We start from the raw sequence: 23,661 nt of genomic DNA, 5'->3' as shown, positions 1-23,661 counted from the left end.
CGGAATGACGGGATGGTTCCTCGTCTCCGGCCTCAATCCCCGAACGGCTCGATCACCATCTCCATGCGCTCGCCGGCGAAGACGCTCGAGACGAGGTGGATCGGCGTCAGATCCGGCAGCGCGTCAATGGCCGTCGAGATCATCACCGCGGAGTCCGGCGCGATCTGGAGCAATTCGGCTTCGGCCTCGTCGGCCAGCCTCGCGGCGAGGCGTGTCGACAGGCGCACATAATCGGCGATGCCGTAGCTCCTGAACGCCGCCGTGATCGAGCCGGCCGCCTCGCGATAGGCCCTGTCGAATTCCGGGAAGCGCTCGACCGCGAGCCAATGCGTGCCGGTGCCCATCGGCACGCCGTCGGCCAGGCTTACGCCGCGCACGCGCCAGAGCGGCGTCCCGGCCTTCAGGCGAAGCGCCGTGCAGGCGGGTGCCTCGCCAACGACGATCTCGGCCGAGAGCATGCGGCTTGTGCCGGTGATGCCGAGCTTGCCCATATTGGTGCGCATGCTGACGCGCCGGCCGATCGGATAGGGCAGGCGCGGCGTCGTCACCTGCGTGCCGCGCCCGCGCGACACCGTCACCAGCCCGAGATCGGCGAGATGACGGAAGGCCTGCCGCACCGTATGGCGATGCACGCCGTAGCGCTCGGCCAGCGCGACCGAGGCCGGCAGCGTGTCGCCGAGCCGGTACTCGCCACGCTCGATCGCGGCCGCCAGCTCGTCGGCGATGCGCCGCCAGACCGTGCCGCCCTCGCCCTCCGGCGCCGCGCCTTGCGCGATGCCCTGCGCCGCTTCTTGCGTCATCAAAAATTCATCCAAAAAGTATAGACATTCATCGCCATCAGCGACATCATAGTCTAGACCTTTGAAGCTGACCAGCGAGCCGGCGGATGAACCCCAAAACACCCCGACAACAATGGATGGCGACCCTGGCGCGCGCCTCCCGCGACGAGATCGCGACGCTTCTCGGCGCCCTTCCCGAGCATGAGGTGCTGAAGGCGCCCGAGACCGGCACGGTGATGGTGGAAGGCCGAGCCGGCGGCGCCGGGCGGCGCTTCAATCTCGGGGAGGCGACCGTGACGCGCTGCGTCGTGCGCCTGCCGAACGGCCGCATGGGCTTCTCCTACGCGCTCGGCCGCGACCACGGCAAGGCGCGGCTCGCCGCCTTGCTCGACGCCCGTCTCCAAGACGAGGCCACCGACGGCGAACTCGCGCAAGGCGTCGCGACGCTGGCCGCGCGGCAGGCCGCGGCCCGCGACCTCGCCTCGCGCAAGGCCGCGGCGACCAAGGTCGACTTCTTCACGCTGGTCAGGGGCGCGTGATGACGGCGCAGGACATGATCTCCCCCGGCTTCTCCGATCCGGTCTTCCAGTCGCAGGCCGCCTTCCGCGCCTTGCTCGCCGCGCTCTCCGAGCCCGGCACAGGGCAGCGCGTCGCGGCCGAGATCGCGCCGCCCGAAGGGCTCGCGAGCGCAACCGCGACCGCGCTGCTGACGCTGGCCGATTACGAGACGCCGGTCTGGCTGCCGGCAGCCCTGCGCGACGGCGCGGCCGGCGCCTGGCTGCGCTTCCATTGCGGCGCCACCCTCGTCGACGATCCCGCCGAGGCAGCCTTCGCCGTCATCGACGGCGCGGCCGACGCGCCGAAACTCTCCGCATTCAATCCGGGCACGGACCAGTTCCCCGATCGCTCGACCACGGTGATCGTGCAAGTCGCCGGCCTGGAAGGCGGCGCGGCCTTCACGCTCTCCGGCCCGGGCGTTCCCGGCAACCGCCGGATCGCGCCGCAGGGCCTGCGGCCCGGCTTCACCGCGGAACTGCGCGAGAACGGTGCGCTCTATCCGCTCGGCGTCGATGTCGTTCTGACCCATGGCGACGGCCTGATCGGCCTGCCGCGCTCGACGCGGATCGGGGAGGCCCGCTGATGCCCCACCGGGAGACCCGCTGATGTATGTCGCCGTGAAAGGCGGCGAGGCCGCCATCCTCGCCACCTATGACCTCGTCGCCGAAGCCCGCCGGGGCGACCCCGCCGTGCCCGAGATCAGCGTCGCCCAGATCCGCGAGCAGCAGGCGCTGGCCTGTGCCCGCGTGATGAACGAGGGCTCGCTCTACGACAAGGACCTCGCCGCGCTGGCCCTGAAGCAGTCGCAGGGCGACGTGATCGAGGCCGCCTTCCTGATGCGCGCCTATCGCACGACGCTGCCGCGCTTCGGCTCCTCGCAGCCGCTCGACACCGCGACGATGGCGATCCGCCGCCGCGTCTCGGCGACCTACAAGGACTTGCCCGGCGGGCAGGTGCTCGGGCCGACCTATGACTACACCCACCGGCTGTTCGATTTCGAGTTGATGGAGGAAGAAGGGCAGTCGGCAATCGACAGTCGGCAGTCGGAACTTGCCGCCGCAGACGACTGCCGACTGCCCACTGCCGACTGCCTCGACGCCACCATGCCGCGCGTGCCCGATATCCTCGGCGCCGAAGGGCTGATGGAAACGGAGGAGCCGCCGGAAGGCGATCCGCGCCCCTTCGACCTGACGCGCGATCCCGTCTCCTTCCCGGCCGACCGCGATGTGCGCCTGCAGTCGATGGCGCGCGGCGACGAGGGTTTTCTGCTCGGCCTCGGCTATTCCGTGCAGCGCGGTTTCGGCGGCACGCATCCCTTCGTCGGCGAGGTCCGCGTCGGCGAGGTCGCGGTCGAGTTCGTGCCGGAGGAACTCGGCTTCGCCGTCGATCTCGGCGACGTCACCCTGACCGAATGCCAGATGGTCAACCAGTTCCAGGGCTCGAAGGAGGTGCCGCCTCAATTCACCCGCGGCTACGGCCTCGTCTTCGGCCATAGCGAGCGCAAGGCGATGTCGATGTCGCTGGTCGACCGGGCGCTGAAATCCCGCGATTTCGGCGAGGCGGCCGACTACCCGGCGCAGCAGGACGAATTCGTCCTCTACCATTCGGACAATGTCGAGGCGGCCGGCTTCGTCGAGCATCTCAAGCTGCCGCACTATGTCGATTTCCAGGGCGAGCTCGAGCTGATCCGCCGCATTCGGCGGGAGCGCGAGGAACGGCTCGCCCAAGAACGGGACGCCATGCCGGAGGCTGCGGAATGACCCTTCACCAGATGCCGGCGGAGGATGCAAAGCCGGCTTACAATTACGCCTATCTCGACGAGCAGACCAAGCGGATGATCCGTCGCGCCTTGCTCAAGGCGGTCGCGGTGCCGGGCTATCAGGTGCCGTTCGGCTCGCGCGAGATGCCCTTGGCCCGCGGCTGGGGCACCGGCGGCATCCAGATCACCGCCGCGATCATCGGCCCGGCCGACACGCTCAAGGTGATCGACCAGGGCGCCGACGACACCACCAACGCCGTCTCCATCCGCAAGTTCTTCGAGCGCACGGCGAACGCCCGCACCAGCGAGGCGACGGAGGAGGCGACGATCATCCAGACCCGCCACCGCATCCCGGAGGCGCCGCTCAAGCCCGGCCAGGTCATGGTCTATCAGGTGCCGATGCCGGAGCCGCTGCGCCGCCTGGAGCCGCGCGAGGCCGAGACCCGCAAGATGCACGCCTGGGCCGAATACGGGCTGATGCAGGTCAAGCTCTACGAGGACATCGCCCGCTACGGCGAAATCACCAAGACCTATGACTATCCGGTCCTGGTCAACGACCGCTATGTGATGGCGCCTTCGCCCATCCCGAAATTCGACAATCCGAAGATGCACATGTCGCCGTCGCTGCAATTGTTCGGCGCCGGTCGTGAGAAGCGCATCTACGCGCTGCCGCCCTATACCAGCGTGAAGAGCCTCGATTTCGAGGATCACCCCTTCCGCATCCAGAGCTGGAGCCAGCCCTGCGGGCTCTGCGGCGCGGCCGACAGCTATCTCGACGAGGTCGTGATCGACGATCGCGGCGGGCGCATGTTCGTCTGCTCCGACAGCCATTATTGCGAGACCCGCCGGGCGCAAGGCCATCGCGGCACCATGCTGGGCGACGCCGCCGCGAGCGGGCTTGTCCAACCCTCCAGCCCTCATCCTGAGGAGGCCGCGGGAGCGGCCGTCTCGAAGGATGATCCAGTTGTCTCCGGAGCCTCGACGAGCATCCTTCGAGACGCGCCTGACGGCGCTCCTCAGGATGAGGGCTCGCGTGAACAGAGGATGTAACCTCATGACCCTTCACGTCGCCCCCGCCGAACTCGACCTCGAACCCGCCCCCCTGCTCTCCGTCGCCGGCGTCGGCCGCTTTTATGGCGAGCGCATCGGCTGCGCCGATGTCTCCTTCGACCTCTGGCCGGGCGAGGTGCTCGGCATCGTCGGCGAATCCGGCTCGGGCAAGTCGACCCTGCTGCGCTGCCTCGCCGGCATCGACAGGCCAGACGAAGGCGAGGTGCTGTTCCGCGGCGGCGCGGAGCCGCTCGACATCTACTCGGTCTCCGAGCAGGAGCGCCGCCGCCTGATGCGCACCGCCTGGGGCATCGTCCACCAGAACCCGCGCGACGGCCTGCGCATGGACGTCACCGCCGGCGGCAATGTCGGCGAGCGGCTGATGGACCGCGGCGACCGGCATTACGGCCAGATCCGCGAGCGCGCCCTCGACTGGCTCCAGCGCGTCGAGATCGCCGGCGCCCGCATCGACGACCGGCCGCGCCAGTTCTCCGGCGGCATGCAGCAGCGCCTGCAGATCGCCCGCGTACTGGTTTCCGAGCCGCGCCTCGTCTTCATGGACGAGCCGACCGGCGGCCTCGACGTCTCGGTGCAGGCCCGCCTACTCGACCTGCTGCGCGTGCTGGTGCGCGATCTCGGCCTCGCCGCGATCATCGTCACCCACGACCTCGCCGTCGCCCGGCTCCTGACCGACCGGCTGATGGTGATGAAGGACGGCCGCGTCGTCGAGCAGGGCCTGACCGACCAGGTCCTCGACGATCCGCACCACGCCTATACGCAACTCCTGACCTCGGCGGTCCTGAGCGTGTGATGGCTCCCGTCACACCCTCGTCACCGCGAATCGGCAAGGCACTGACCCCATGACCACGATGATTCAGGTCGAGAACGTCGCCAAGACCTTCACCCTGCACAACCAGGGCGGAGCGCGTCTGCCGGTCTTCGACAACGTCAATTTCAGCGTCGAGGCCGGCGAGGCGCTGGTGCTGGCCGGCGCGTCCGGCGCCGGCAAGTCCAGCCTGCTGCGCATCCTCTACGGCAACTACAGGCCGACGGCCGGTTCGATCCGCATCACCCATGCCGGCCGGCCGGTCGATATCGTCTCGGCCGTGCCGCGCACCGTGCTCGACATCCGCCGCCGCACGCTCGGCTTCGTCTCGCAGTTCCTGCGCGTCATCCCGCGCGTCTCGACGCTCGACATCGTGCGCGACCCGCTGCTGGCGCGGGGCGCCGCGCCCGAGATCGCAACCGAAAAGGCCAAGGTCATGCTCGCCCGCCTCAACCTGCCGGAGCGGCTCTGGAACCTCGCGCCCGCCACCTTCTCCGGCGGCGAGCAGCAGCGCGTCAACATCGCCCGCTCCTTCGTCGATCCCTCGGCGGTGATGCTGATCGACGAGCCGACCGCCTCGCTCGACGCCGCCAATCGCGACGTCGTCGTCGAGCTCATCGCGGAGGCGCGCGCCGCAGGCTCCGCCATCGTCGGGATTTTCCATGACGAGGCGGTTCGCGAACGCGTCGCGACGCGCTATCTCGACATCACCGCTTTCCGGAAGGCCGCCTGATGCAGACCGTTCTCACCAACGCCAGACTGATCCTCGAGAACGAGGTCGTCACCGGCACCATCGCTTTCGACGAGAGCGGCATCGTATCGGTCGATCAGGGCAAGACCGCCCTGCCCGGCGCCGTCGACGCAGGCGGCGACTATGTCGCGCCCGGCCTCGTCGAGATGCACACCGACAACATGGAAAAGCACTTCATGCCGCGCCCCAAGGTCTTCTGGCCGAACGGGCTGGCGGCCGCGCTCGTCCATGACGCGCAGATGGCCGCGGCCGGCGTCACCACCGTCTACGACGCGGTCTGCGCCGGCACGCCCTTCTCGGCCAAGGACTACCGCAAGGACATCTTCGCCGATGTGATGAAGGCGCTGGCCGAGGGCAAGCGCGAGAACGTCTTCCGCATCGACCACCGCATCCATATGCGCTGCGAACTGACGAGCCCGAACCTGCTCGCCGATATCGCGCCCTATCAGGACGACGCGCTCGTCCAGCTCGTCTCGCTGATGGACCACACCCCCGGCCAGCGCCAATGGCGCAACCTCGAACACCTCAAGACCTATGCGGTCGGGAACGGCAAGACGGTCGCGGAGTTCGAGGAGGACGTCGCGGTACGCCAGCGCGACGGCGCCGCCAACGTCGCCAGGAACTGGCAGGCGGTGGTCGACATCTTCCGCGCGCGCGGCATCCCGCTCGCGACCCATGACGACACCCTTCCCGAGCATGTCGAGGAAGGCATCGCCTCCGGGGCGGTGATCTCGGAATTCCCGACGACCCTCGAGGCGGCCGAGGCCGCCAAGAGGCACGGCCTCGCCACCGTCGCCGGCGCGCCGAACGTGGTGCGCGGCGGCTCGCATTCCGGCGGCGTCTCGGTCGCGGAGCTGGCGGAGAAGGGGCTGCTCGACGGCCTCTCCTCCGACTACGTTCCCGCGAGCCTGCTCCAGGCCGTTGTCAGGCTCCACGCCAGCCACGGCATCGCCCTGCCCGAGGCGATGGGCATGGTGACCTGGAAGGTCGCGGACATCCTCGGCCTGAAGGATCGCGGCCATCTCAAGACCGGGCTGCGCGCCGATCTGGTCCGCTTCAAGGTGCTTGGCAGCACGCCGGTCCTCGCCGCGGTCTGGTCGAAGGGCGAGCGCGCATTTTGAGCAAGCCGCGCTACGCCGTCTATTACGCCCCCGCCGCCGACAGCGCCCTCTGGCGCTTCGGCTCGGCGGTGCTGGGCTATGACGCGCTGACGGGCGAGGATATCCCTTTCCTCGTCCCGCCCGGCTGCGACCCCGCGACATGGCCGGCGCTCACCGAGGAGCCGCGCCGCTACGGCTTCCACGCCACGCTGAAGGCGCCCTTCGAGCTGGCCGGCGGCCGCAGCGAGGAGCAGCTCCGGGCCTTTGCCCGCAACTATGCGGCAGGGCTGGAAGGCGTGACGCTCGCGGGCCTGAGCGTCGCCGCGCTCGGCTCCTTTATCGCGCTCATCCCATCCGAGCCGGGCGAGGAATTGCAGCATTTCGCCTTCGCGCTGGTGCAGGCCTTCGAACCCTTCCGCGCGCCGCTGGCGGAGGCGGATCGGGAGCGTCGCCTCAGGAGCCCGCTCACCCCGGCGCAGCACGCCTATCTCGAAGCCTATGGCTATCCCTATGTGGGCGATGCCTTCCGCTTCCACATGACCCTGACCGGCTCGCTGCCGGACGAACGGGTTGCGCCGGTCAGGCAGGCCCTCGAAACGGCCTCTGCCGCAGCGTTGCCGGCCGGCCCTGTCAGGCTCGATCGCTTCGCCCTGTTCAGGCAGGACGATCGCAAGAGCCGCTTCCGCCTGCTCGATTCCTACGTTTTCGGCTAGGAGCCATGACGCCCGAGCGCGCGCAGGACAGCGAGAAGCTCCTCCGCCGCCTCGGCCACGCTGCGGTCGTTCATGATCGTGACGATCTCGGCGCGCTCCGCGGTCAGCGGCGCCTCGCGCTTGAGGCGGGCCGCGATATCGGCCTCGCTTTCGCGCCCGCGCGCCGCCAGCCGCTGCGCCAGCACCGACACGGGGGCGGTGATGTTGAGCACCACCACGCGCTGCGCCAGCCGCTCCGCCGCCGCGATCGCCGCGCGCGAGACGTTGACGATCACCACCACACCCTCGGCGATGCCGGAAAGTTCCGCCGCCGGAATGCCGTAGCTCAGGCCATGCGCCCGCCAGCTCAGCGCCAGCTCGCCCCGCGCCTCGGCCTGCCGGAAGGCGGCCTCCTCGCAGGAATCGTGGTCCTCGGCGCCGGCCATGGCCGGGCGTGTGATCAGCCGCCGCGCGAAGCGGAAGCGCGGATCGCCGGCGAGCCCGGCCCGGCCCGCCTCCATCAAGGTGTCCTTCCCCGCCCCGGAAGGCCCGACCACGAGGACGAGCGCGCCCGCTGCTGAAACCGGGACCGCGGCGAGATCAGGAGAGTGCAAGGACATGGCTGGAAAGAAACTCGGACTGGAACCGGTGATCGACCCGACGGCGAAGGTCAGCAAGGCCACGCTCGGTCGCTACACCGAGATCGGCGCCCGCACCATCTTCGTCGAGTCGACGCTGGGCGACTACTCCTATGTCGTGAACGACGCGAATGTCATTTACACGACGATCGGGAAATTCTGCTCGATCGCGGCGATGACGCGGATCAATCCCGGCAACCATCCGATGCAGCGGGCGAGCCAGTCGCATTTCAGCTACCGCTCCTCCGCCTATTTCGACGACGCCGAGGACGATGCCGCCTTCTTCGACTGGCGCCGGGCCCATGCCGTGACCATCGGCCACGATGTCTGGATCGGCCACGGCGCCATCGTGCTGGCCGGCCGCAGCATCGGCACCGGCGCGGTGGTGGCCGGCGGCGCCGTCGTCACCAGGGACGTGCCGGCCTACACCATCGTCGCCGGCAATCCGGCCCGCCCGATTCGCCAGCGATTTCCCGGAAATATCTCGGATAGGTTGCAGAGCCTCGCCTGGTGGGACTGGGAGCATACGAGGCTGCGGGCAGCTCTCGACGATTTCCGCACGCTCCCGGTCGAAGATTTCCTCGCGCGGCACGAAGGGCATTGAGAAGAAATCGCCCTATCCCCATGGATTTCGTTCCGGGAAAGGAGTTTTCCGGCAGGGGCGGCGAGATCTCGCCGCATGACGGCCTCAACCGGCGCCGGGGCACACCCTCATAGGTTGTTAACCTCATTATGGGAGGATTTTGCCCTGGGGCGGCCGGATGCTGCCCGCTGGGGACTTTCCACATGTCGGCATCGGATCAACTTTCTAAACGGCTTGCCTTCATGCAGCTCGGCCCGGAGGCGCAGGCGCGCATCCGCGATGTCGGCGATGCGTTGAACGCCTCCGTTCCGGTCGCGCTCGACACCTTCTACGCGCAGTTGCGCTCCTTTCCGGAAACGAAGGCGTTCTTCAGCAACGAACAGCATATCGACAGCGCCAAGCAGCGCCAGAACAAGCACTGGAGCGGCATCGCGACCGGCCAGTTCGACGAGACCTATATCGCCGCCGTCACCCAGGTCGGCAAGATTCACGCCCGCATCGGCCTCGAGCCGCGCTGGTATATCGGCGGCTATGCGCTGATCCTGGAGAAGCTGATCGCCGGGGTGCTCGAAGCGCGCTGGCCGAAGAACGCGCTGGGCAAGCGCATGTCCGGCGCCGCCGCGCGCTCGGCCGAGATCGGCGCCATCGTCAAGGCCGCGATGCTCGACATGGACTATGCGATCACGGTCTATCTCGAGACCTCGGAGGAGGCGCGGCTCAAGGCCGAGGCCGAGGCCCGCGCCGTCGAGCAGGCCCAGGCGGCGGATCGCGACAAGGCGATCGCCTGCGTCAGCGAGAGCATGGCCGCGCTCGCCGATGGCGACCTCACCCACCGCATGAGCGCCGATATCCCCGCCGAATACGCCCAGATCCGCGACCATTTCAACGCGGCGATGGAGCGCCTGCAGGAGATGGTCTCGACGATCAAGGGCACCTCCGCCGCGATCGCCGCCTCCTCCCAGGAGATCAACAGCGGTGCGCAGGATCTGTCGATGCGCACCGAGCAGCAGGCTTCGGCGCTGGAGCAAAGCGCGGCGACCACCGAGCAGCTCGCGGCCTCGGTCAAGACCTCGTCGCAGGCCTCGCGCGATTCCGTGGCGCTCGCCGACGAGGCCGCCAATGTCGCGCGCACCGGCGGCGACATCGTCAAGGACGCGGTCGAGGCGATGGCCCGCATCGAGGGCGCCTCGAAGAAGATCTCCGAGATCACCGACGTCATCGACGGCATCGCCTTCCAGACCAATCTGCTCGCCCTCAACGCCGCCGTCGAGGCGGCCCGCGCCGGCGAGGCCGGGCGCGGCTTCGCCGTCGTCGCCGCCGAGGTCCGGGCGCTGGCCCAGCGTTCCGCCGATGCCGCCAAGGACATCACCGGCCTGATCGCCTCCTCGGATACGGAGGTGGCGGAAGGCGTGAAGCTCGTCCGGCAGGCCGGCGAGACGCTGGACCGGATCGTCGCCGCCTCCGCCAAGGTCTCGAGCACGGTCGAGGAGATCGCCTCGGCCTCCGGCGAGCAGGCCAACGGCATCGACGAGATGAGCCAGACCGTCAGTCATATGGACGAGATCACCCAGCAGAACGCCGCGCTCGCCGAACAGAGCGCGAGCTCGGCCCGCACCCTGCTCGACCAGACCGAGCAGCTCAACGAGCTGGTCGCCGCCTTCCGCACCGAGCAGGGCGTCGCGCCCGGCGGCCAAGCCCGACGGCGCGCGGCCTGAACCTGTGGCCACGGCTCGGATGAAGAGAACCGGAACCGCGCGGTCATCCCGGGCTTGACCCGGATCCATGCCGGAGCCTCTCCGGCAAAGGCTCGGCATGGATCCCGGATCTCCGCTTCGCTGCGTCCGGGATGACCCGCTTTTCTTCAGAAGCGCGGAAAAGCCCTACCCGGCGAGCCGCCAGACGGAACTGCGCTTGATCTCGGCGTCCTCGAGCGCGCGCGTCACCGGCACCTCATAGCTGGCGACGGCCTCGAGCCTGTCCTTGGGCAGGTAGCTGCGGCCGGGATCGCCGATCAGCACCGTCGCCCCCCGCCGGCCCAAGCCGCCGAGCCAGCCGATCACGGCCTCGGCCATGGCGCGCTCGTAGCAGACGTCGCCGGCGCAGATCACCTCCCAGCCCTCGTCGCGGCCGACCAGGTCTTCCAGCCGCGCCGTCACCGCAACGCCGTTGGCTGCGGCGTTGAGGCCGATCGCTGTCGCCGCGAAGGCGTCGATGTCGCAGGCCTCGACGCGGGCCGCGCCCGCCTTCATCGCCGCGATCGCGACGAGCCCGGAGCCCGAGGCGAAATCGAGCACGCGCCGGCCGGCGACGACCTCGGGATGGTCGAGCAGATAGCGCGCCAGCGCCTGCCCGCCGGCCCAGGCGAAGGCCCAGAACGGCGGCGGCAGGCCGATCTCCGCGAGCTCCTCCTCGGTCTTCTGCCAGAGCTCCGTCGCCTCCTCGGCGACATGCAGGCCGATCTCCGGCGCATGCGGCACCGGCAGCAGGCGGGTATGCGCGCGGATGAACGCCACGCGCGCCGGCTCGCCCTCCGGCCCGCTCATGCCGTGACATCCGTCACGGGCCGCTCCAGCAGGCCACGATAGAGCGCCTTCACCGCATTCATCACATCGCGCTCGGTATGGCCGTCGAGCAGCCGCGCGCGCGCATTGGCGCCCATCCGCTCGGCCAGCCCCGGCGCCCGCGCGAAGACCAGCAAGGCCCTGGCCAGGGCCGCGGCATCCTCCGCCGGCACGACCATGCCGTCCTGTCCCTCGCGCACGAAGCTGCGGCAGCCCGGCACGTCGGTGGTCAGGATCGGCCGGCCGCAGGAAGCGGCCTCCAGGATCGTGCGCGGCAGCCCTTCGCCGCCGCGCGAGGGCAGGACGCAGAGGTGATGCGCCTTCCAGACCGCCTCGATGTCGCGCGTCGGCCCGGCCCAGACGATGCCCGGACGCGCCGCCCAGTCCTTCAGCGTCGCCTCGGGAATGGCCTTGGGGTTGGAAGGATCGGGTGCGCCGTGGATGGTCAGCTCGACCTTCGCCCCTTCGGCGCGCGCCAGCCTCACCGCCTCGACGGCGAGGTCGACGCCCTTCGACCACAGCATTCTCGCCACGATCGCGACCTTCAGCGGCGGGGCCGGCGGCATCGGCGCCGGCATCAGGATCAGCGGATCGACCCCCGCCCCGCCGACGATGGCGACCTTGCCGGCATCCTGCGGGTCGAGTCCGAGGGTGACCGGATCGTCCGGGTTCTCGAACAGGAAACGCACCTGCGGGCCGTCGATCGCGCCGCGCAGCCAGGCCACGGCGGCGAAGCGGGCCAAGGCCGCCAAAGCCCCCTGCTTCGCCCCGAGGAAGCCGAGCCCGGTCAGCGCATAGACGCGCCGCTCGACACCGGCGAGCTTGCCGGCGAGGCCGGCGAGCGCGATCGGCTTCAGCGCGATGCAATGCAGGATGTCGGGCCGCTCCGCCGCGACGATGCGCTTCAGCGCCCGGACCTGCCGGAACAGCGCGCGCGGATCGAGGCTGCGCCGCTCGGCCTCGAGCGCGATCAGCCGCGCCCCGGTCGCCTCGATGACGCGGCGGTGGTGACGCTCGCGCGCGACGACCGCGACGTCGAGGCCGAGCTCCCGCGCCGCCCGCGCCATCGGCAGGAAATGCGAGGCGAAGAACCAGTCCTCGGTGGCGACGAACAGCAGTTTCGGACGCGGCATCGCGCCATCAGGCCGATGCGGCGGCGAAGGTCAAGAGCCCCGCGCCGCTAGGGCTGCGCCGTCGCGACCGGCAGCATGCGCGCCACGGCCGCCTCGGCGTCGACGCGCCCGGCCCCGAACAGGGGGTCGCGCCCCTTGGAGCCGAGGTCGACGGCGCTCTCCGCCAGGATCCTGCGGGCGCCGGCGAGGTCGAGATCGGCCTGCTTTTCGACGAGCAGCGCGACGATGCCGGCGACATGGGCCGCCGCGATCGAGGTGCCCGAGGTGAAGGCGTAGCGCCCGCCGGGCTCGGCCGTCAGCACGTCGACGCCGGGCGCCGCCACCGCGACATAGCCGCCGCGGCTCGCTTCCGGGAAAAGCTCGTCATCGGCGTCGGTCGCCGTCACCGCGATGACGTTCGGATCGGCGCCGGGATAGAGCGGGCCGGATTTCGGCCCGCCATTGCCGGCCGCGGCGACCACGATCAGCCCGCGCTCCTTCGCGCCGGCCAGCGCCTTGGACAGCAGCCGGTCCTGCGGGCCGGCGAAGCTGAGATTGATGATTTTCGCGCGCTGCTGCACCACCCAGTCGAGCGCCGTCAGGATCTGGAAGGACTTGCCGTTGGCGGAGGTCGCCTGCGTGCCGCCGAAAGCCCGGCCGACCAGGAGCCGCGCCGCCGGCGCCATGCCGTCCAGCTCGCCATGGGCGACGATCGCGGCCGCCATCGAGGTGCCGTGCGCATGCGGCGTCGCCTGCCCGTCGACGGCGTCGAGATAGCCGACGACCGAGCCGCGCAGCTCCGGATGCTCCATGTCGACGCCGGAATCGATCAGCGCGACGCGCACGCCCCGCCCCTGCGCCAGCTTGTGAGCCTGGGGGAGGTGAAGCTTGCCGACGACATATTGCGACGGCAGCACCCGGCGCGTCGTCATCGGCGCACGCGCCGACGGCGTCGGATCGGACAGCCGCCGCGTCGGCAGCGTCGACTGGCTGCGCGAATCGGAGGATGCGGTGCTCGGGCCCGCCGCGGCGCCCGGCGCCGGCCGGGAGCTCTCCTCCTGCAGGCCGAACAGGAAATTCGGCTGGGCGCCGGCGATGCTGGCGTCGTCGCCCATCTGCGTCAGCACCGCGCGCAGGTCGCGCCCGGCCTCGATCCGGGCGCGGATGACGGTGACGCCCGCGAGCTCGAAGCGCTGCCGGGCGATCACCGTCGCCCCGTAACGGCGCAGCACCGCCTCGGCATCGGCATGCGGCGCCAGCTCGAACAGCACCTCGTCGGGCACGAAGCGGGTCTCCTCGCGCGCCGGCACCAGCGCCCGCGCCTGGCGCGGCTGGAGCCAGGAGCCGGGCGGCACGCGCATCGAGCGGCTGGCTCCCCCGGCGGGAGACGGCTGGGCGTCCGATTCGCCGCGCTGGGCGGGGGCGCCCGCCGGCGCCGGCTGGGCCAGGGCGAGGCCCGAGCCGAGAACCAGCCCCAGGACGAACGGAGCGATGCCCGCGAGTCCGCGCCTGCGGGCGGCGCGCGCCGGCGGGAGGATCCGGTGCACGGCCTCATCCTCCCGGCCCGGCCGCTCCTGCCGCCGCGGGCGGCGGATCCCGAAGCCGGCCGTCACGGCGCGGCCGCGACGAAGCTGACGATGCCGCTTTCCGCCTTCATCCGGGCGGCGATCGCATCGACCTGGGCATCGGAGAGCGAGGCGTCGCCGACCCGCACCTTGAAGAAGCCGTTGGCGCGCGGTCCGTCGACCACCGAGGCGTCGAAACGCTTGAAGAAGGCGGCGATCTCGCCGGCCCGGGCCTCGGGCGCGAAGCTCAGCAGAACATAGCGCTCCGTGGCATGCGAGCCCGGTGCCGACGCCGTCCGGTAGCCGCCGCCGGCGTCGCGCAGCGCCAGCCCGGTGATCGCCACGCCCTGGAGCACGATCAGCGCGGCGGCGCAGGCGCCGGCATAGGCCAGGCGGCGCGGGGCCTGAGCCGCCAGCAACCCGCCGAGCCAGCCGATGAAGCCCTTGCCCAGCCCGTCCGTGGCGCGGGTCAGCAGCGGCGCCGGCTGCGCCTGCGCCTCGATGCCGGCCAGCAGCCTGTCCAGAACCCGCGGCGAGGGCGCGCCGAGCCGCTCGTTGAGCAGCACCGTCTCGGCCATGTCGTCACGGATGATCTCGAGCCGCGCCGCGAGATCGGCGTCCGCGGCCAGGGCGGCCTCGATGCGGGCCCGGTCCGCCGCGGCGATGCGGCCATTGGCGTAGAAGGGCAGCAGCTCCTCGAGCTCGCGGCGCTTCGGGTCGCTTGCGACGCTGTCGGTCATGACGCCACTCCTGCAGCGGCCGGGCCGCGCTTCACCAAGGGTTTCGTTTCACGGCCAGCCGCGGTCGATGCCGGCGGCCTTGAGCATCTCGCCGAGCTTCTTGCGGGCGTGGAACAGCCGGGTCTTGACCGTGTTCTCGGGGATGCCGACGATCCGCGCGGTCTCCTCGACGGAGGTCTCGTGATAATAGACGAGGTCGACGACCTCGCGGTGCTCGGCCGAGAGACGCTCCAGGCAGGCGCGGATGGCGAGACCCTTGTCCTGCTTCTGCAGCACGATCTCGGGCCCGTCCGACTCGTCCTCGATGTTCGCGGCGTAGTCGTCGTCCAGCGCGGCGTCGCGGCGCTTGCGCAATTGCGACCAGGCCTTGTTGCGGGCGATGGCGAGCAGCCAGGTCGCGACCGAGGCGCGGCCCTCGAAGCGATCCGCCTGTCGCCAGAGATCCATGAAGACGTCACCGATCACATCCTCGGCAAGCGTCTCGTCGCGGACGAGCCGCAGCACGAAACGGTAGACCCGCACCTGATGCCGCGAAAACAGCACCTTCATCGCGAGCCGGTCGCCCGAGGCGATCCGCTTGACGAGATCCTCGTCCGATTCCGTATGCATCGCCCCTCGAAGACCAGGCATCCCGGCTCGCACCCATTGGTCGCGGCGAGCGGGGGACAGGTTCAATCGGAGCGCAGATTAATCTGCACGGCCGGATTTGCCGATAGCATGCCGGGCGCTTCCGGTCACGTTTCGGCCATGATGGCCGGCGGAACGGGCGCGTCTCTGTGGAAACGGTAAAGAAAAACGAAAAGGGGCGCCGTGGCGCCCCAAATCATCAGCGGCGTTTGCCGGCCGATCGCATCTGCATGTATTGCACCGCTTCCAGCAGCACCTTGCGGGGACGCTCGGCATCGCGCTTGGCCTGCTCCGCCTTGCGGGCAGCCTCGCGGGCGAGTTCCTCCTGGCGCTTCTCTTCAGCGATGCGCTCGCGCTCGATCGCCTCCAGCCGCTCCTTCTCGGCGCGGATCTTGGCCTTTTCCGCCTCGCGCTCGGCACGGGCCTGCGCGATGGCTTCCCGCTCCGCGCGTCGCTGCACCATGACCGGGTCATCGGCCTTGGGCCGTGCCTTGAAACGCTCCAGGAGCGCCTGCTTGGCTTTGGCGGAGTTGGCCTGACGGTCGGTGAAGCTGCGGTCGTTCGGGTTCTTCAAGGGTGGTCATCTCTCATGTTGTTACAGGCCGTTGCTCGGCCTGCGCGGGCGACGTAATCCAGATCGCGGCGAATTGGTATCGAAATCAACGCGCAGGCGCTGCGCTTCCAGCGCGCGACGGGCGCGGTTTCGGCTTCGGCATCGCGACCAGCCCCTCGCGGCGCGCCTGCTTCAGCGCGGCCTTGCGGGCCCGGCGCACGGCATCGGCCTTTTCGCGGGCGCGGCGCTCGGAGGGCTTCTCATAGGCCCTGCGGCGCTTCATCTCGCGCATAATCCCTTCGCGTTGCAGCTTTTTCTTCAAGACGCGCAGCGCCTGGTCGACATTGTTGTCCCTGACGAGAACCTGCATGGCGGCCTCCTGACCAAAACGGATCGCGCGGCATCGCGCGCAGGGCGGCGGCACGGAGCGGTCCAGAGTGACGGAAAAGTCGCAGGGCACGCAAAAATAAAGCGGCGGGTGCGACCGGAGCGTGAACTCATATGGGGACGACATCCCCTTTCGTCAATCCCGGGCCCCCTATGCGCCGGTCCGGCCCCCGCCATCGCGGCGCCGCGCTTTACAAGCGCGCGGTTTTCCCCAACAGGCTTGGGCATCGCCGCAACCGGTCCCGTCGCCCGTGAACACGCCTGCCCTCTCCCAGTTCCGCCGCATCGTCGTGAAGGTCGGCTCCAGCCTGCTGGTCGACCGCGATCGCGGCCGGCTCCGCCATGCCTGGCTCGCGGCGCTCGCCGAGGACCTGGCCGAGCTGCACCGGCGCGGCGCCGACATCCTCGTGGTCTCCTCGGGCGCGATCGCGCTCGGACGCACCGTGCTCGGCCTGCCGGCCGGCCCGCTCCGGCTGGAGGAGAGCCAGGCGGCCGCCGCCGTCGGCCAGATCGCGCTCGCCCGCAACTGGGCCGCGGCGCTCGGCGCCCACGAACTGACCGCCGGGCAGATCCTGCTGACATTGGCCGATACCGAGCAGCGCCGCCGCTATCTCAACGCCCGCGCCACGCTCGGCCGGCTGCTCGACCTGCGCGCTATCCCCGTCATCAACGAGAACGATACCGTCGCCACCACCGAGATCCGCTATGGCGACAACGACCGGCTCGCGGCGCGGGTCGCGACCATGGCCGGCGCCGACCTGCTCGTGCTCTTCTCCGACATCGACGGGCTCTACACCGCGCCGCCTGCGAAGGACCCGGCGGCGCGGCACATCCCGCTGGTCGAGCGCATCACGCCCGAGATCGACGCCATGGCCGGCGGCGCGGCCTCGGAGCTTTCACGCGGCGGCATGCGCACCAAGATCGAGGCCGGCAAGATCGCCGCGGCCGGCGGCACGCATATGCTGATCGCCGACGGGCGCCCGAAGAACCCCCTCGCCGGCATCGCCGCGGGCGGGCGCTGCACCTGGTTCCTCACCGCCTCGACGCCCGCGACGGCGCGCAAGACCTGGATCGCCGGCTCGCTCGAGCCGCGCGGCACGCTGCATGTCGATGCCGGCGCGGCGCGCGCTTTGCGCGGCGGGGCGAGCCTTTTGCCGGTGGGGGTCAGCCGCATCGAGGGCGAGTTCTCGCGCGGCGACGCCGTGCTGATCCGCGACCCCGAGGGGCAGGTTCTCGGCCGCGGCCTCGTCTCCTACGACGCCTCGGAGGCGGCACTGGTGCTCGGCAAGGCCTCGCGCGACATCGAGACGGCGCTGGGCCATCCCGGCCGGGCCGAGATGATCCACCGGGACGACATGGCGCTCGGACTGGGGTAGGTTATGGCATTCTCCAAAATGCGCGCCGTCATCCCGGGCGACCGGAGGGAATCGGCGCCGCTGCGCGGCTTGTCCGGGACGACTGCGCGTTTTTGCGGGAATCCGCTATGCTTCGATCGACGGGCATCTGTTTGGGCTGAATGAAATGACGAGCGACAGCGCGCTGCGCATTATCGCGACGGGCGAGACCGATCAGGATATCGGCCGCGCCATGCAGGAGCTCGGCCGCCGGGCCCGCGCCGCCGCGCGCAAGGTCGCGCTCAGCTCCGCGCAGCAGCGCAACGCCGCCCTCCGCGCCATGGCCGACGCGCTGCGGACCCGCGCCCCGCGCATCCTCGCCGCCAATGCCCGGGACCTCGCCGACGGCAAGGCCGCGTCCTTGAGCGCCGCCTTCATCGACCGCCTCGCCCTCGACGGGACGCGCCTCGCCGCCATCGCCGACGCCGTCGCCGAGGTCGCGGAGCTGCCCGATCCGCTCGGCCGCGTGCTGGCGCAGTGGACCCGGCCGAACGGGCTGCGCTTCGAGCGCGTCGCGACGCCGCTCGGCGTCATCGCCGTGATCTTCGAGAGCCGGCCGAACGTCACCGCCGATGCCGGGGCGCTCTGCCTGAAGAGCGGCAATGCCGCGATCCTGCGGGCCGGCTCCGATTCCTTCCGCTCCTCGACCGAGATCGCCGCCGCCATGCGCGAGGGGCTGGAGGCCGCCGGCCTGCCCGCCGACGCGATCCAGCTCGTGCCGACGCGCGACCGCGCCGCGGTGGGCGAAATCCTCGCGGGGCTCGGCGGCACTGTCGACGTCGTCGTGCCGCGCGGGGGCAAGAGCCTGGTCGCCCGCGTCCAGAACGAGGCGCGCGTGCCGGTCTTCGCCCATCTCGACGGCAACTGCCATGTCTATGTCGATGGCGCCGCCGACCTCGCCATGGCGCGCGAGATCCTGCTCAACGCCAAATTGCGCCGCACCGGCGTCTGCGGCGCGGCCGAGACGCTGCTGGTCGACGAGGCCTGCGCCGCGACGCATCTCGCCCCGCTCGTCGCCGCCCTGCTCGAGGCCGGCTGCGCCGTGCGCGGCGACGCCGCCGCGCAGGCCGTCGACGCCCGCGTCACCCCGGCGACCGAGGAGGACTGGGCGACCGAATATCTCGACCGCATCATCGCGGTGAAGACGGTGCCAGGCCTCGATGCCGCGATCGAGCATGTCGAGCGCTACGGCTCGCATCACACCGACGCCATCGTCACCGCCGACGGGGCCGCCGCCGCCCGCTTCCTGGCCGAGGTCGATTCGGCCATCGTGGTCCACAACGCCTCGACCCAGTTCGCCGATGGCGGCGAGTTCGGCTTCGGCGCCGAGATCGGCATCGCCACCGGCCGGATGCATGCGCGCGGCCCGGTCGGCGTCGAGCAGCTCTGCTCGTTCAAATACCGCGTCCACGGCTCCGGCCAGACCCGGCCCTGACCAGCGAAGCGCGCGGGCATGGCGAACGAGCATCTGCGGCTGCCGCCCCATGCGCCGGGCCTGCGCATCGGCCTGTTCGGCGGCAGCTTCAACCCCGCCCATGACGGCCATCTGCTGGCCAGCCTGACCGCGCTGCGCCGGCTCCAGCTCGACCGGATCTGGTGGCTGGTCACGCCCGGAAACCCGCTCAAGGACAATGCCCGGCTGCCGCCGCTGGCCGAGCGCATCCGCCAGGCCCGGGACGTCGCCGGCTCGGCCCGCATCGACGTCACCGGCATCGAGGCGCGGCTGCGCACCCGCTACACCGCCGACACGCTGCGCGCGCTGAAGCGGCGCTGCCCGGGGGTGCGCTTCGTCTGGATCATGGGCTCGGACAATCTCGCCGGCTTCCACCGCTGGAACGAATGGCGCGCCATCGCCCGGATGATGCCGATCGCGGTCATCGACCGGCCGGGCTCGACCCACAGCGCCATGGCCTCGCCGGCCGCGAGCTGGCTGTCGCGCTGGCGCGTCCCCGAGAGCCGCGCCGCGACGCTGGCCCGCACCGCGCCGCCGGCCTGGACTTTCCTGCACGGCCGGCGCTCGTCCCTGTCCTCGACGATGCTGCGCCGGCAGGCCGGCCGCGATTGAAGTCCGGACCTTTCCGGCCTATTTTAGCTGCGTCGCGCGAAAGGCGCGTCTGATCGAGAGGATACGTCACTGAACCGTCAAATCCTTGGCGAAGCCGAGCCGAAGCCGCTTCCCCAGGCTGCTATCGCGGACAATCCCTCTGCCGATAGCATCGCCCTCGCCCTGCGCGTCCTGGACGAGATGAAGGCCGAGGATGTCACGGTGATCGACCTCGTGGGCAAGACCTCGCTGGCCGATGCGATGATCATCGCCTCGGGCCGCGTCAACCGCCATGTCGCCTCGATTGCCGAAACCCTGATCGAAGCCCTGAAGGATGCCGGGCTGCCCCCGCCGAAGGTCGAGGGCATGCCGGCCTGCGACTGGGTGCTGATCGATACGGGCGACATCATCGTCCACATCTTCCGGCCGGAAGTGCGCGAGTTCTACAATCTCGAGAAGATGTGGGGCGCCGACCGGCCGAACGAACGCCTCGTCGGCTGACGGGGCGTGCGGCTCGCGGTCATCGCCGTCGGCCGGCTCAAGGACGGGCCGGAACGGGAGCTCTGCGAGCGCTATCGCGAGCGCGCGCTGGCGCTCGGCCGCAGCATCGGCTTGAGCGGCCCCGACCTCGTCGAGATCGCCGAGGGCCGGGGCCGGCGCCCGGAGGAGCGCAAGCGCGAGGAGGCGCAGGCCATCCTCGGGAAGCTCCAGCCCGGGCTGGTCGTCGCGCTCGACGAGCGCGGAAGACATCTCGGCAGCGAGGCCTTCGCCCAGCGCCTTGCCGCCGCGCGCGATGCCGGCACCGGCCATGCCAGCCTGATCATCGGCGGCGCCGACGGGCTGAGCGAGGAGATCCGCGACAGGGCCGACATCACGCTCGCCTTCGGCGCCCTGACCATTCCGCACCAGATCGTGCGGGCCCTCGCGCTCGAGCAGCTCTATCGCGCGATGACGATCATCGCCGGCCACCCCTATCATCGCATATGAGCCTGCTCCGCTCCCTGATTCGCGCTGCCATGATTCCGGCCGTCCGGCTCCGGGCATTTCCGTCGTTGCGGGCCCCCGGGCCTCGCCTTCGGCAAGCCCGAGGACAGGGTCGGCGAAGCCATCCAGGGGGGCGTCGCCCTCTGCCCCTGGATGGCCTCGTCGCCGCGCTCCTCGCCATGACGGTTTGCGTCCTCGCCCTTCCCGCCCAGGCTCAGACCGCCCAGCCCGATCCCGAGGCGCTCCAGCGCGAGGCGATGCAGAAGCTGGTCGAGAAGCAGGCGCGCGAGGCCGAGCTGAAGGCGATCGAGCAGCGGCTGGCCGGCAACAAGGAGGCGCGCGAAAAGCTGGAAGGCGAGATCGCCGCGATCCGCGCCGACCGCGCCGCGCTCAACAAGGCCCTGCTCGACACCACCGCCCGCACCCAGGCCGGCGAGGAGAAGCTCGGCGAGCTCGAGAAGCGCCTGTCGCTGCTGCAATCCAGCGAGGCGGCGATCCGCCGCTCGCTCGAGAGCCGGCGCGGGCTGATCGCGGAGGTGCTGGCGGCGCTGCAGCGCATCGGCCGCCGCCCGCCGCCCGCCGTGCTGGTCCGGCCCGAGGACATCCTCGAGGCCGTCCGGGCCTCGATGCTGCTCGGCGCCGTGGTGCCGGATCTGCGGCAGGAGGTCGAGATCCTCGGCACCGACCTCGCCGAGCTGGTGCGGCTGCGCGACGGAATCGCCTCCGAGAAGGTCGGGATCGGCGCCGAGATGGAGCAGCTCGCCGGCGAGCGCCGGCGCCTCGCCGCGCTGATCGAGGCCAGGCGCGAGCGCGAGGCCAGCGCGGCCAAGGATGCCGAGGCGCAGAAGGCGATCGGCGCCGAGCTCGCCGGCCAGGCCCGTTCGATGCGCGACTTCGTCGAGCGGATCGAGAAGGAGATCTCGGTCGCCAGCAAGGCCGCCGACGACGCCCGCAAGGCGATCGAGCAGGAGACCCGCGAGCAGCGCGAGCGGATGACGGCGCTGGCCTTCCGGGACCCGGCGCGGCTCGCCCCCAAGATCGCCTTCGCCGACGCCCGGGGCATGCTTTCGCTGCCGGTTGCGGGTTCACGATTGCGTGGTTTCGGCGATCCGGACGGCGCCGGCGGCACGACGCGCGGAATTTCGCTGGAAACCCGTCCCGGCGCCCTAGTTTCGGCGCCTTCTGACGGTTGGGTCGTTTACGCGGGTCCGTTCCGCTCCTTCGGGCAGCTCTTGATCCTGAATGCCGGCGGCGGATACTACATGTTGCTGGCCGGAATGCAGCGGATCGATGTCGCCCTCAACCAGTTCGTCCTCGCCGGCGAGCCTGTTGCGGTGATGGGCGAAACATCGGAAGCTGCCGCGACGACAGTGGGAGTGGGAACCGGCCAGCCGGTTCTGTATATTGAATTCAGGAAAGACGGCGCCTCGATCGACCCGGCGCCGTGGTGGACGAAATCGCAAGGCGAAAAGGTTCGCGGATGATGCGCAAGGTTTCTCTCGTTCTCGCCGGCGCCATCATGGGCGCGGGCCTGACCGGACTGGCGACCCAGACGAGGCTCCTGAGTTCGACCAGCGCCGTCGCCGCCTCGGCCGAGGTCTATCGCAGCCTCAACCTGTTCGGCGACATCTTCGAGAAGATTCGCACCGACTATGTCGACAAGCCCGACGAGCAGAAGCTGATCGAGGCCGCGATCAACGGCATGGTCTCCTCGCTCGACCCGCACTCCTCCTATCTCGACGCGAAATCCTTCCGCGAGATGGACACCGACATGCGCGGCCAGTTCGGCGGGCTCGGCATCGAGGTGACGATGGAGGACGGCGTCCTCAAGGTCGCCAAGCCGATCAAGGACACGCCCGCCTCCAAGGCGGGCATCCTCGCCAACGACATCATCCGCCAGATCGACGGGCAGGAGGTCAAGGGCCTCTCCCTGACCCAGGCGGTCGACAAGATGCGCGGCCTGATCAACACCCAGGTGACGCTGAAGGTCGAGCGCCCCGGCAAGCCCGAGCCGCTCGACTTCACCCTGACCCGCCAGACCATCGTCGTCCCGGCCGTGGAGGAGCGCGTCGAGGGCGATCTCAGCTATATCCGCATCGGCACCTTCTCCGAGCAGACCTATGACGGGCTGCGCAAGGCGATCGAGAAGACCACGAGCGAGATCGGCGCCGACAAGATCAAGGGCTACATCATAGACCTGCGCAACAACCGCGGCGGACGCCTCGACCAGTCGGTGCTGGTCTCCGACGCCTTCCTGGAGCGCGGCAAGATCGTCTCGACCCGCGGCCGCAACGCCGAGGAGACCCAGGTCTTCAACGCCAAGGCGGGCGACCTGACCAAGGGCAAGCCGATCGTCGTGCTGATCAACGGCTCGACCGCCTCGGCGGCCGAGATCGTCTCGGGCGCGCTGCAGGACCACAAGCGCGCCACCATCATCGGCACGCGCTCCTTCGGCAAGGGCTCGGTCCAGACCGTGATCCCGCTCGGCTCCAATGGCGGCCTGCGCCTGACCACGGCGCGCTACTACACGCCGTCGGGCAACTCGATCCAGGCCAGGGGCATCACGCCGGACATCGAGGTCCTGCAGGACATCCCGCAGGAACTCAAGGACAAGATCGTCGACAACAAGGGCGAAGCCGCGCTGAAGGGCCACCTCAAGGCCGGCGAGGGCGAGGAGCAGTCCGGCTCCAGCTCCTATGTCCCCAACGATCCCAAGAAGGACACCCAGCTCCTCGCCGCGATCGACCTGCTGCACGGGGTCAAGAGGGACGCGACCGCCGCCGCGCCGAAGCCGGCCGAGGCTCCCGCCGCGACGCCCGCTCCGGCTCCGGCCGCCCCCGCGCCTGCAGCGCCGGAAGCGCCCAAGCCCTGATCGGGCGGGCGCGGCCCCGCTCCCCGGGGCTCGACGGCGGGCCGCCGAGGCGACAAGACTAGCGCGCGGGCCACTGATTCGGGTCC

Annotated in this window: 26 protein-coding genes; 17 read left to right on the top strand and 9 right to left on the bottom strand. The window is 70.3% G+C overall.

Translation table 11 applies throughout. The features are described from left to right. Positions 1–32: 32 nt before the first annotated feature. Positions 33–800, bottom strand: a complete 768-nt coding sequence (phnF, locus tag ACWH43_RS02350) for a phosphonate metabolism transcriptional regulator PhnF (protein WP_158445976.1) — start codon at positions 798–800, stop codon at positions 33–35. Between the two features lie 116 nt (positions 801–916). Between phnF and phnG the strand changes: the two genes are divergently transcribed. Genes phnG through ACWH43_RS02310 form a run of 8 tightly spaced genes read left to right on the top strand, consistent with a single transcriptional unit; the run spans position 917 to position 7,536 of the window. Next, positions 917–1,318, top strand: a complete 402-nt coding sequence (gene phnG / locus ACWH43_RS02345) for a phosphonate C-P lyase system protein PhnG (RefSeq protein ID WP_158445999.1) — start codon at positions 917–919, stop codon at positions 1,316–1,318. Further along, positions 1,318–1,920 carry a phosphonate C-P lyase system protein PhnH gene (phnH, locus tag ACWH43_RS02340; protein WP_158445977.1) on the top strand — a complete coding sequence of 201 codons (603 nt, stop codon included), beginning with the start codon at positions 1,318–1,320 and terminating at the stop codon, positions 1,918–1,920. The genes phnG and phnH overlap by 1 nt, the downstream gene beginning before the upstream one ends. A 22-nt stretch (positions 1,921–1,942) precedes the next feature. Then, positions 1,943–3,097, top strand: a complete 1,155-nt coding sequence (locus ACWH43_RS02335) for a carbon-phosphorus lyase complex subunit PhnI (RefSeq protein ID WP_158445978.1) — start codon at positions 1,943–1,945, stop codon at positions 3,095–3,097. Next, positions 3,094–4,146 carry an alpha-D-ribose 1-methylphosphonate 5-phosphate C-P-lyase PhnJ gene (locus tag ACWH43_RS02330; protein ID WP_260349376.1) on the top strand — a complete coding sequence of 351 codons (1,053 nt, stop codon included), beginning with the start codon at positions 3,094–3,096 and terminating at the stop codon, positions 4,144–4,146. The genes ACWH43_RS02335 and ACWH43_RS02330 overlap by 4 nt, the downstream gene beginning before the upstream one ends. Positions 4,147–4,150: 4 nt before the next feature. Beyond that, positions 4,151–4,957, top strand: coding sequence for a phosphonate C-P lyase system protein PhnK (gene phnK, locus ACWH43_RS02325; RefSeq protein ID WP_158445979.1), 807 nt, complete (start codon positions 4,151–4,153; stop codon positions 4,955–4,957). Between the two features lie 49 nt (positions 4,958–5,006). After that, positions 5,007–5,705: a phosphonate C-P lyase system protein PhnL gene (gene phnL, locus ACWH43_RS02320; protein ID WP_158445980.1), complete on the top strand. Its 699-nt coding sequence runs from the start codon at positions 5,007–5,009 to the stop codon at positions 5,703–5,705. After that, complete coding sequence (locus ACWH43_RS02315) at positions 5,705–6,844, top strand: alpha-D-ribose 1-methylphosphonate 5-triphosphate diphosphatase (RefSeq protein WP_158445981.1); 1,140 nt, start codon at positions 5,705–5,707, stop codon at positions 6,842–6,844. The genes phnL and ACWH43_RS02315 overlap by 1 nt, the downstream gene beginning before the upstream one ends. After that, entirely contained in the window at positions 6,841–7,536 is a 696-nt protein-coding gene (locus ACWH43_RS02310) for a DUF1045 domain-containing protein (RefSeq protein WP_260349377.1), read from the top strand. Before ACWH43_RS02315 ends, ACWH43_RS02310 begins: the two co-directional genes overlap by 4 nt. Here the strand turns inward: ACWH43_RS02310 and phnN are convergent. Further along, on the bottom strand, positions 7,533–8,135 hold the full coding sequence (phnN, locus tag ACWH43_RS02305) for a phosphonate metabolism protein/1,5-bisphosphokinase (PRPP-forming) PhnN (protein WP_158445983.1): 603 nt from the start codon (positions 8,133–8,135) through the stop codon (positions 7,533–7,535). The two genes, ACWH43_RS02310 and phnN, sit on opposite strands and share 4 nt — an antisense overlap. Here phnN and ACWH43_RS02300 point away from each other — a divergent pair. Both ACWH43_RS02300 and ACWH43_RS02295 read left to right on the top strand, forming a co-directional pair. After that, a complete protein-coding gene (locus ACWH43_RS02300) occupies positions 8,134–8,757 on the top strand; it encodes a chloramphenicol acetyltransferase (protein WP_158445984.1) in 624 nt (207 codons plus the stop codon). The two genes, phnN and ACWH43_RS02300, sit on opposite strands and share 2 nt — an antisense overlap. A 128-nt stretch (positions 8,758–8,885) precedes the next feature. Further along, a complete protein-coding gene (locus tag ACWH43_RS02295) occupies positions 8,886–10,451 on the top strand; it encodes a globin-coupled sensor protein (protein ID WP_158445985.1) in 1,566 nt (521 codons plus the stop codon). A 165-nt stretch (positions 10,452–10,616) separates the two neighbouring features. On the opposite strand, the gene ACWH43_RS02290 is transcribed toward ACWH43_RS02295, so the two are convergent. The 7 genes from ACWH43_RS02290 to rpsU all read right to left on the bottom strand — a co-directional run bounded on the left by ACWH43_RS02290 (position 10,617) and on the right by rpsU (position 16,264). Then, positions 10,617–11,279, bottom strand: coding sequence for a class I SAM-dependent methyltransferase (locus ACWH43_RS02290; RefSeq protein ID WP_158445986.1), 663 nt, complete (start codon positions 11,277–11,279; stop codon positions 10,617–10,619). Further along, the gene (locus ACWH43_RS02285) at positions 11,276–12,430 is read right to left on the bottom strand and encodes a glycosyltransferase (RefSeq protein WP_158445987.1); all 1,155 of its coding nucleotides are present in this window, start codon (positions 12,428–12,430) and stop codon (positions 11,276–11,278) included. Before ACWH43_RS02285 ends, ACWH43_RS02290 begins: the two co-directional genes overlap by 4 nt. A 47-nt stretch (positions 12,431–12,477) precedes the next feature. Next, the gene (locus tag ACWH43_RS02280; RefSeq protein ID WP_158445988.1) at positions 12,478–13,956 is read right to left on the bottom strand and encodes a S8 family serine peptidase; all 1,479 of its coding nucleotides are present in this window, start codon (positions 13,954–13,956) and stop codon (positions 12,478–12,480) included. Positions 13,957–14,018: 62 nt separating this feature from the next. Continuing rightward, complete coding sequence (locus ACWH43_RS02275) at positions 14,019–14,714, bottom strand: hypothetical protein (protein ID WP_158445989.1); 696 nt, start codon at positions 14,712–14,714, stop codon at positions 14,019–14,021. A gap of 48 nt (positions 14,715–14,762) precedes the next feature. Beyond that, positions 14,763–15,323, bottom strand: coding sequence for a sigma-70 family RNA polymerase sigma factor (locus tag ACWH43_RS02270; protein WP_158445990.1), 561 nt, complete (start codon positions 15,321–15,323; stop codon positions 14,763–14,765). 217 nt (positions 15,324–15,540) lie between these two features. Then, positions 15,541–15,915 carry a DUF6481 family protein gene (locus tag ACWH43_RS02265; protein ID WP_260349380.1) on the bottom strand — a complete coding sequence of 125 codons (375 nt, stop codon included), beginning with the start codon at positions 15,913–15,915 and terminating at the stop codon, positions 15,541–15,543. Between the two features lie 85 nt (positions 15,916–16,000). Continuing rightward, positions 16,001–16,264: a 30S ribosomal protein S21 gene (gene rpsU, locus ACWH43_RS02260; protein ID WP_158445991.1), complete on the bottom strand. Its 264-nt coding sequence runs from the start codon at positions 16,262–16,264 to the stop codon at positions 16,001–16,003. Between the two features lie 268 nt (positions 16,265–16,532). Here rpsU and proB point away from each other — a divergent pair, with 268 nt between their 5' ends. From proB to ACWH43_RS02225, 7 genes are all read left to right on the top strand, one after another. After that, entirely contained in the window at positions 16,533–17,657 is a 1,125-nt protein-coding gene (gene proB, locus ACWH43_RS02255; RefSeq protein WP_158445992.1) for a glutamate 5-kinase, read from the top strand. A gap of 211 nt (positions 17,658–17,868) precedes the next feature. Next, a complete protein-coding gene (locus ACWH43_RS02250; RefSeq protein WP_158446001.1) occupies positions 17,869–19,110 on the top strand; it encodes a glutamate-5-semialdehyde dehydrogenase in 1,242 nt (413 codons plus the stop codon). A gap of 18 nt (positions 19,111–19,128) precedes the next feature. Beyond that, positions 19,129–19,740 (top strand): nicotinate-nucleotide adenylyltransferase, encoded by a 612-nt coding sequence (locus tag ACWH43_RS02245; RefSeq protein WP_158445993.1) that lies wholly within the window; start codon positions 19,129–19,131, stop codon positions 19,738–19,740. An 81-nt stretch (positions 19,741–19,821) separates the two neighbouring features. Next, the gene (gene rsfS / locus ACWH43_RS02240; RefSeq protein ID WP_375797032.1) at positions 19,822–20,220 is read left to right on the top strand and encodes a ribosome silencing factor; all 399 of its coding nucleotides are present in this window, start codon (positions 19,822–19,824) and stop codon (positions 20,218–20,220) included. Positions 20,221–20,226: 6 nt separating this feature from the next. After that, entirely contained in the window at positions 20,227–20,706 is a 480-nt protein-coding gene (rlmH, locus tag ACWH43_RS02235) for a 23S rRNA (pseudouridine(1915)-N(3))-methyltransferase RlmH (RefSeq protein WP_158445995.1), read from the top strand. A 176-nt stretch (positions 20,707–20,882) separates the two neighbouring features. Further along, entirely contained in the window at positions 20,883–22,187 is a 1,305-nt protein-coding gene (locus tag ACWH43_RS02230) for a murein hydrolase activator EnvC family protein (protein ID WP_260349382.1), read from the top strand. Next, positions 22,187–23,575: a S41 family peptidase gene (locus tag ACWH43_RS02225; protein ID WP_158445997.1), complete on the top strand. Its 1,389-nt coding sequence runs from the start codon at positions 22,187–22,189 to the stop codon at positions 23,573–23,575. The genes ACWH43_RS02230 and ACWH43_RS02225 overlap by 1 nt, the downstream gene beginning before the upstream one ends. The last annotated feature ends 86 nt before the right edge of the window (positions 23,576–23,661 follow it).

Source organism: Allobosea minatitlanensis (assembly GCF_964020775.1).
The sequence above is the reverse complement of the archived record's forward strand: the minus strand, read 5'-3'. Positions and strand labels throughout refer to the sequence as shown.

Excerpts from the sequence above, each read along its gene's own strand:
- phnF (WP_158445976.1), bottom strand. The coding sequence starts at position 800 with ATGACGCAAGAAGCGGCGCAGGGCATCGCGCAAGGCGCGGCGCCGGAG.
- phnG (WP_158445999.1), top strand. The coding sequence starts at position 917 with ATGGCGACCCTGGCGCGCGCCTCCCGCGACGAGATCGCGACGCTTCTC.
- phnH (WP_158445977.1), top strand. The coding sequence starts at position 1,318 with ATGACGGCGCAGGACATGATCTCCCCCGGCTTCTCCGATCCGGTCTTC.
- ACWH43_RS02335 (WP_158445978.1), top strand. The coding sequence starts at position 1,943 with ATGTATGTCGCCGTGAAAGGCGGCGAGGCCGCCATCCTCGCCACCTAT.
- ACWH43_RS02330 (WP_260349376.1), top strand. The coding sequence starts at position 3,094 with ATGACCCTTCACCAGATGCCGGCGGAGGATGCAAAGCCGGCTTACAAT.
- phnK (WP_158445979.1), top strand. The coding sequence starts at position 4,151 with ATGACCCTTCACGTCGCCCCCGCCGAACTCGACCTCGAACCCGCCCCC.
- phnL (WP_158445980.1), top strand. The coding sequence starts at position 5,007 with ATGACCACGATGATTCAGGTCGAGAACGTCGCCAAGACCTTCACCCTG.
- ACWH43_RS02315 (WP_158445981.1), top strand. The coding sequence starts at position 5,705 with ATGCAGACCGTTCTCACCAACGCCAGACTGATCCTCGAGAACGAGGTC.
- ACWH43_RS02300 (WP_158445984.1), top strand. The coding sequence starts at position 8,134 with ATGGCTGGAAAGAAACTCGGACTGGAACCGGTGATCGACCCGACGGCG.
- phnN (WP_158445983.1), bottom strand. The coding sequence starts at position 8,135 with ATGTCCTTGCACTCTCCTGATCTCGCCGCGGTCCCGGTTTCAGCAGCG.
- ACWH43_RS02295 (WP_158445985.1), top strand. The coding sequence starts at position 8,886 with ATGGGAGGATTTTGCCCTGGGGCGGCCGGATGCTGCCCGCTGGGGACT.
- ACWH43_RS02290 (WP_158445986.1), bottom strand. The coding sequence starts at position 11,279 with ATGAGCGGGCCGGAGGGCGAGCCGGCGCGCGTGGCGTTCATCCGCGCG.
- ACWH43_RS02285 (WP_158445987.1), bottom strand. The coding sequence starts at position 12,430 with ATGCCGCGTCCGAAACTGCTGTTCGTCGCCACCGAGGACTGGTTCTTC.
- ACWH43_RS02275 (WP_158445989.1), bottom strand. The coding sequence starts at position 14,714 with ATGACCGACAGCGTCGCAAGCGACCCGAAGCGCCGCGAGCTCGAGGAG.
- ACWH43_RS02270 (WP_158445990.1), bottom strand. The coding sequence starts at position 15,323 with ATGCATACGGAATCGGACGAGGATCTCGTCAAGCGGATCGCCTCGGGC.
- rpsU (WP_158445991.1), bottom strand. The coding sequence starts at position 16,264 with ATGCAGGTTCTCGTCAGGGACAACAATGTCGACCAGGCGCTGCGCGTC.
- ACWH43_RS02250 (WP_158446001.1), top strand. The coding sequence starts at position 17,869 with ATGCAGGAGCTCGGCCGCCGGGCCCGCGCCGCCGCGCGCAAGGTCGCG.
- ACWH43_RS02245 (WP_158445993.1), top strand. The coding sequence starts at position 19,129 with ATGGCGAACGAGCATCTGCGGCTGCCGCCCCATGCGCCGGGCCTGCGC.
- ACWH43_RS02230 (WP_260349382.1), top strand. The coding sequence starts at position 20,883 with ATGACGGTTTGCGTCCTCGCCCTTCCCGCCCAGGCTCAGACCGCCCAG.
- ACWH43_RS02225 (WP_158445997.1), top strand. The coding sequence starts at position 22,187 with ATGCGCAAGGTTTCTCTCGTTCTCGCCGGCGCCATCATGGGCGCGGGC.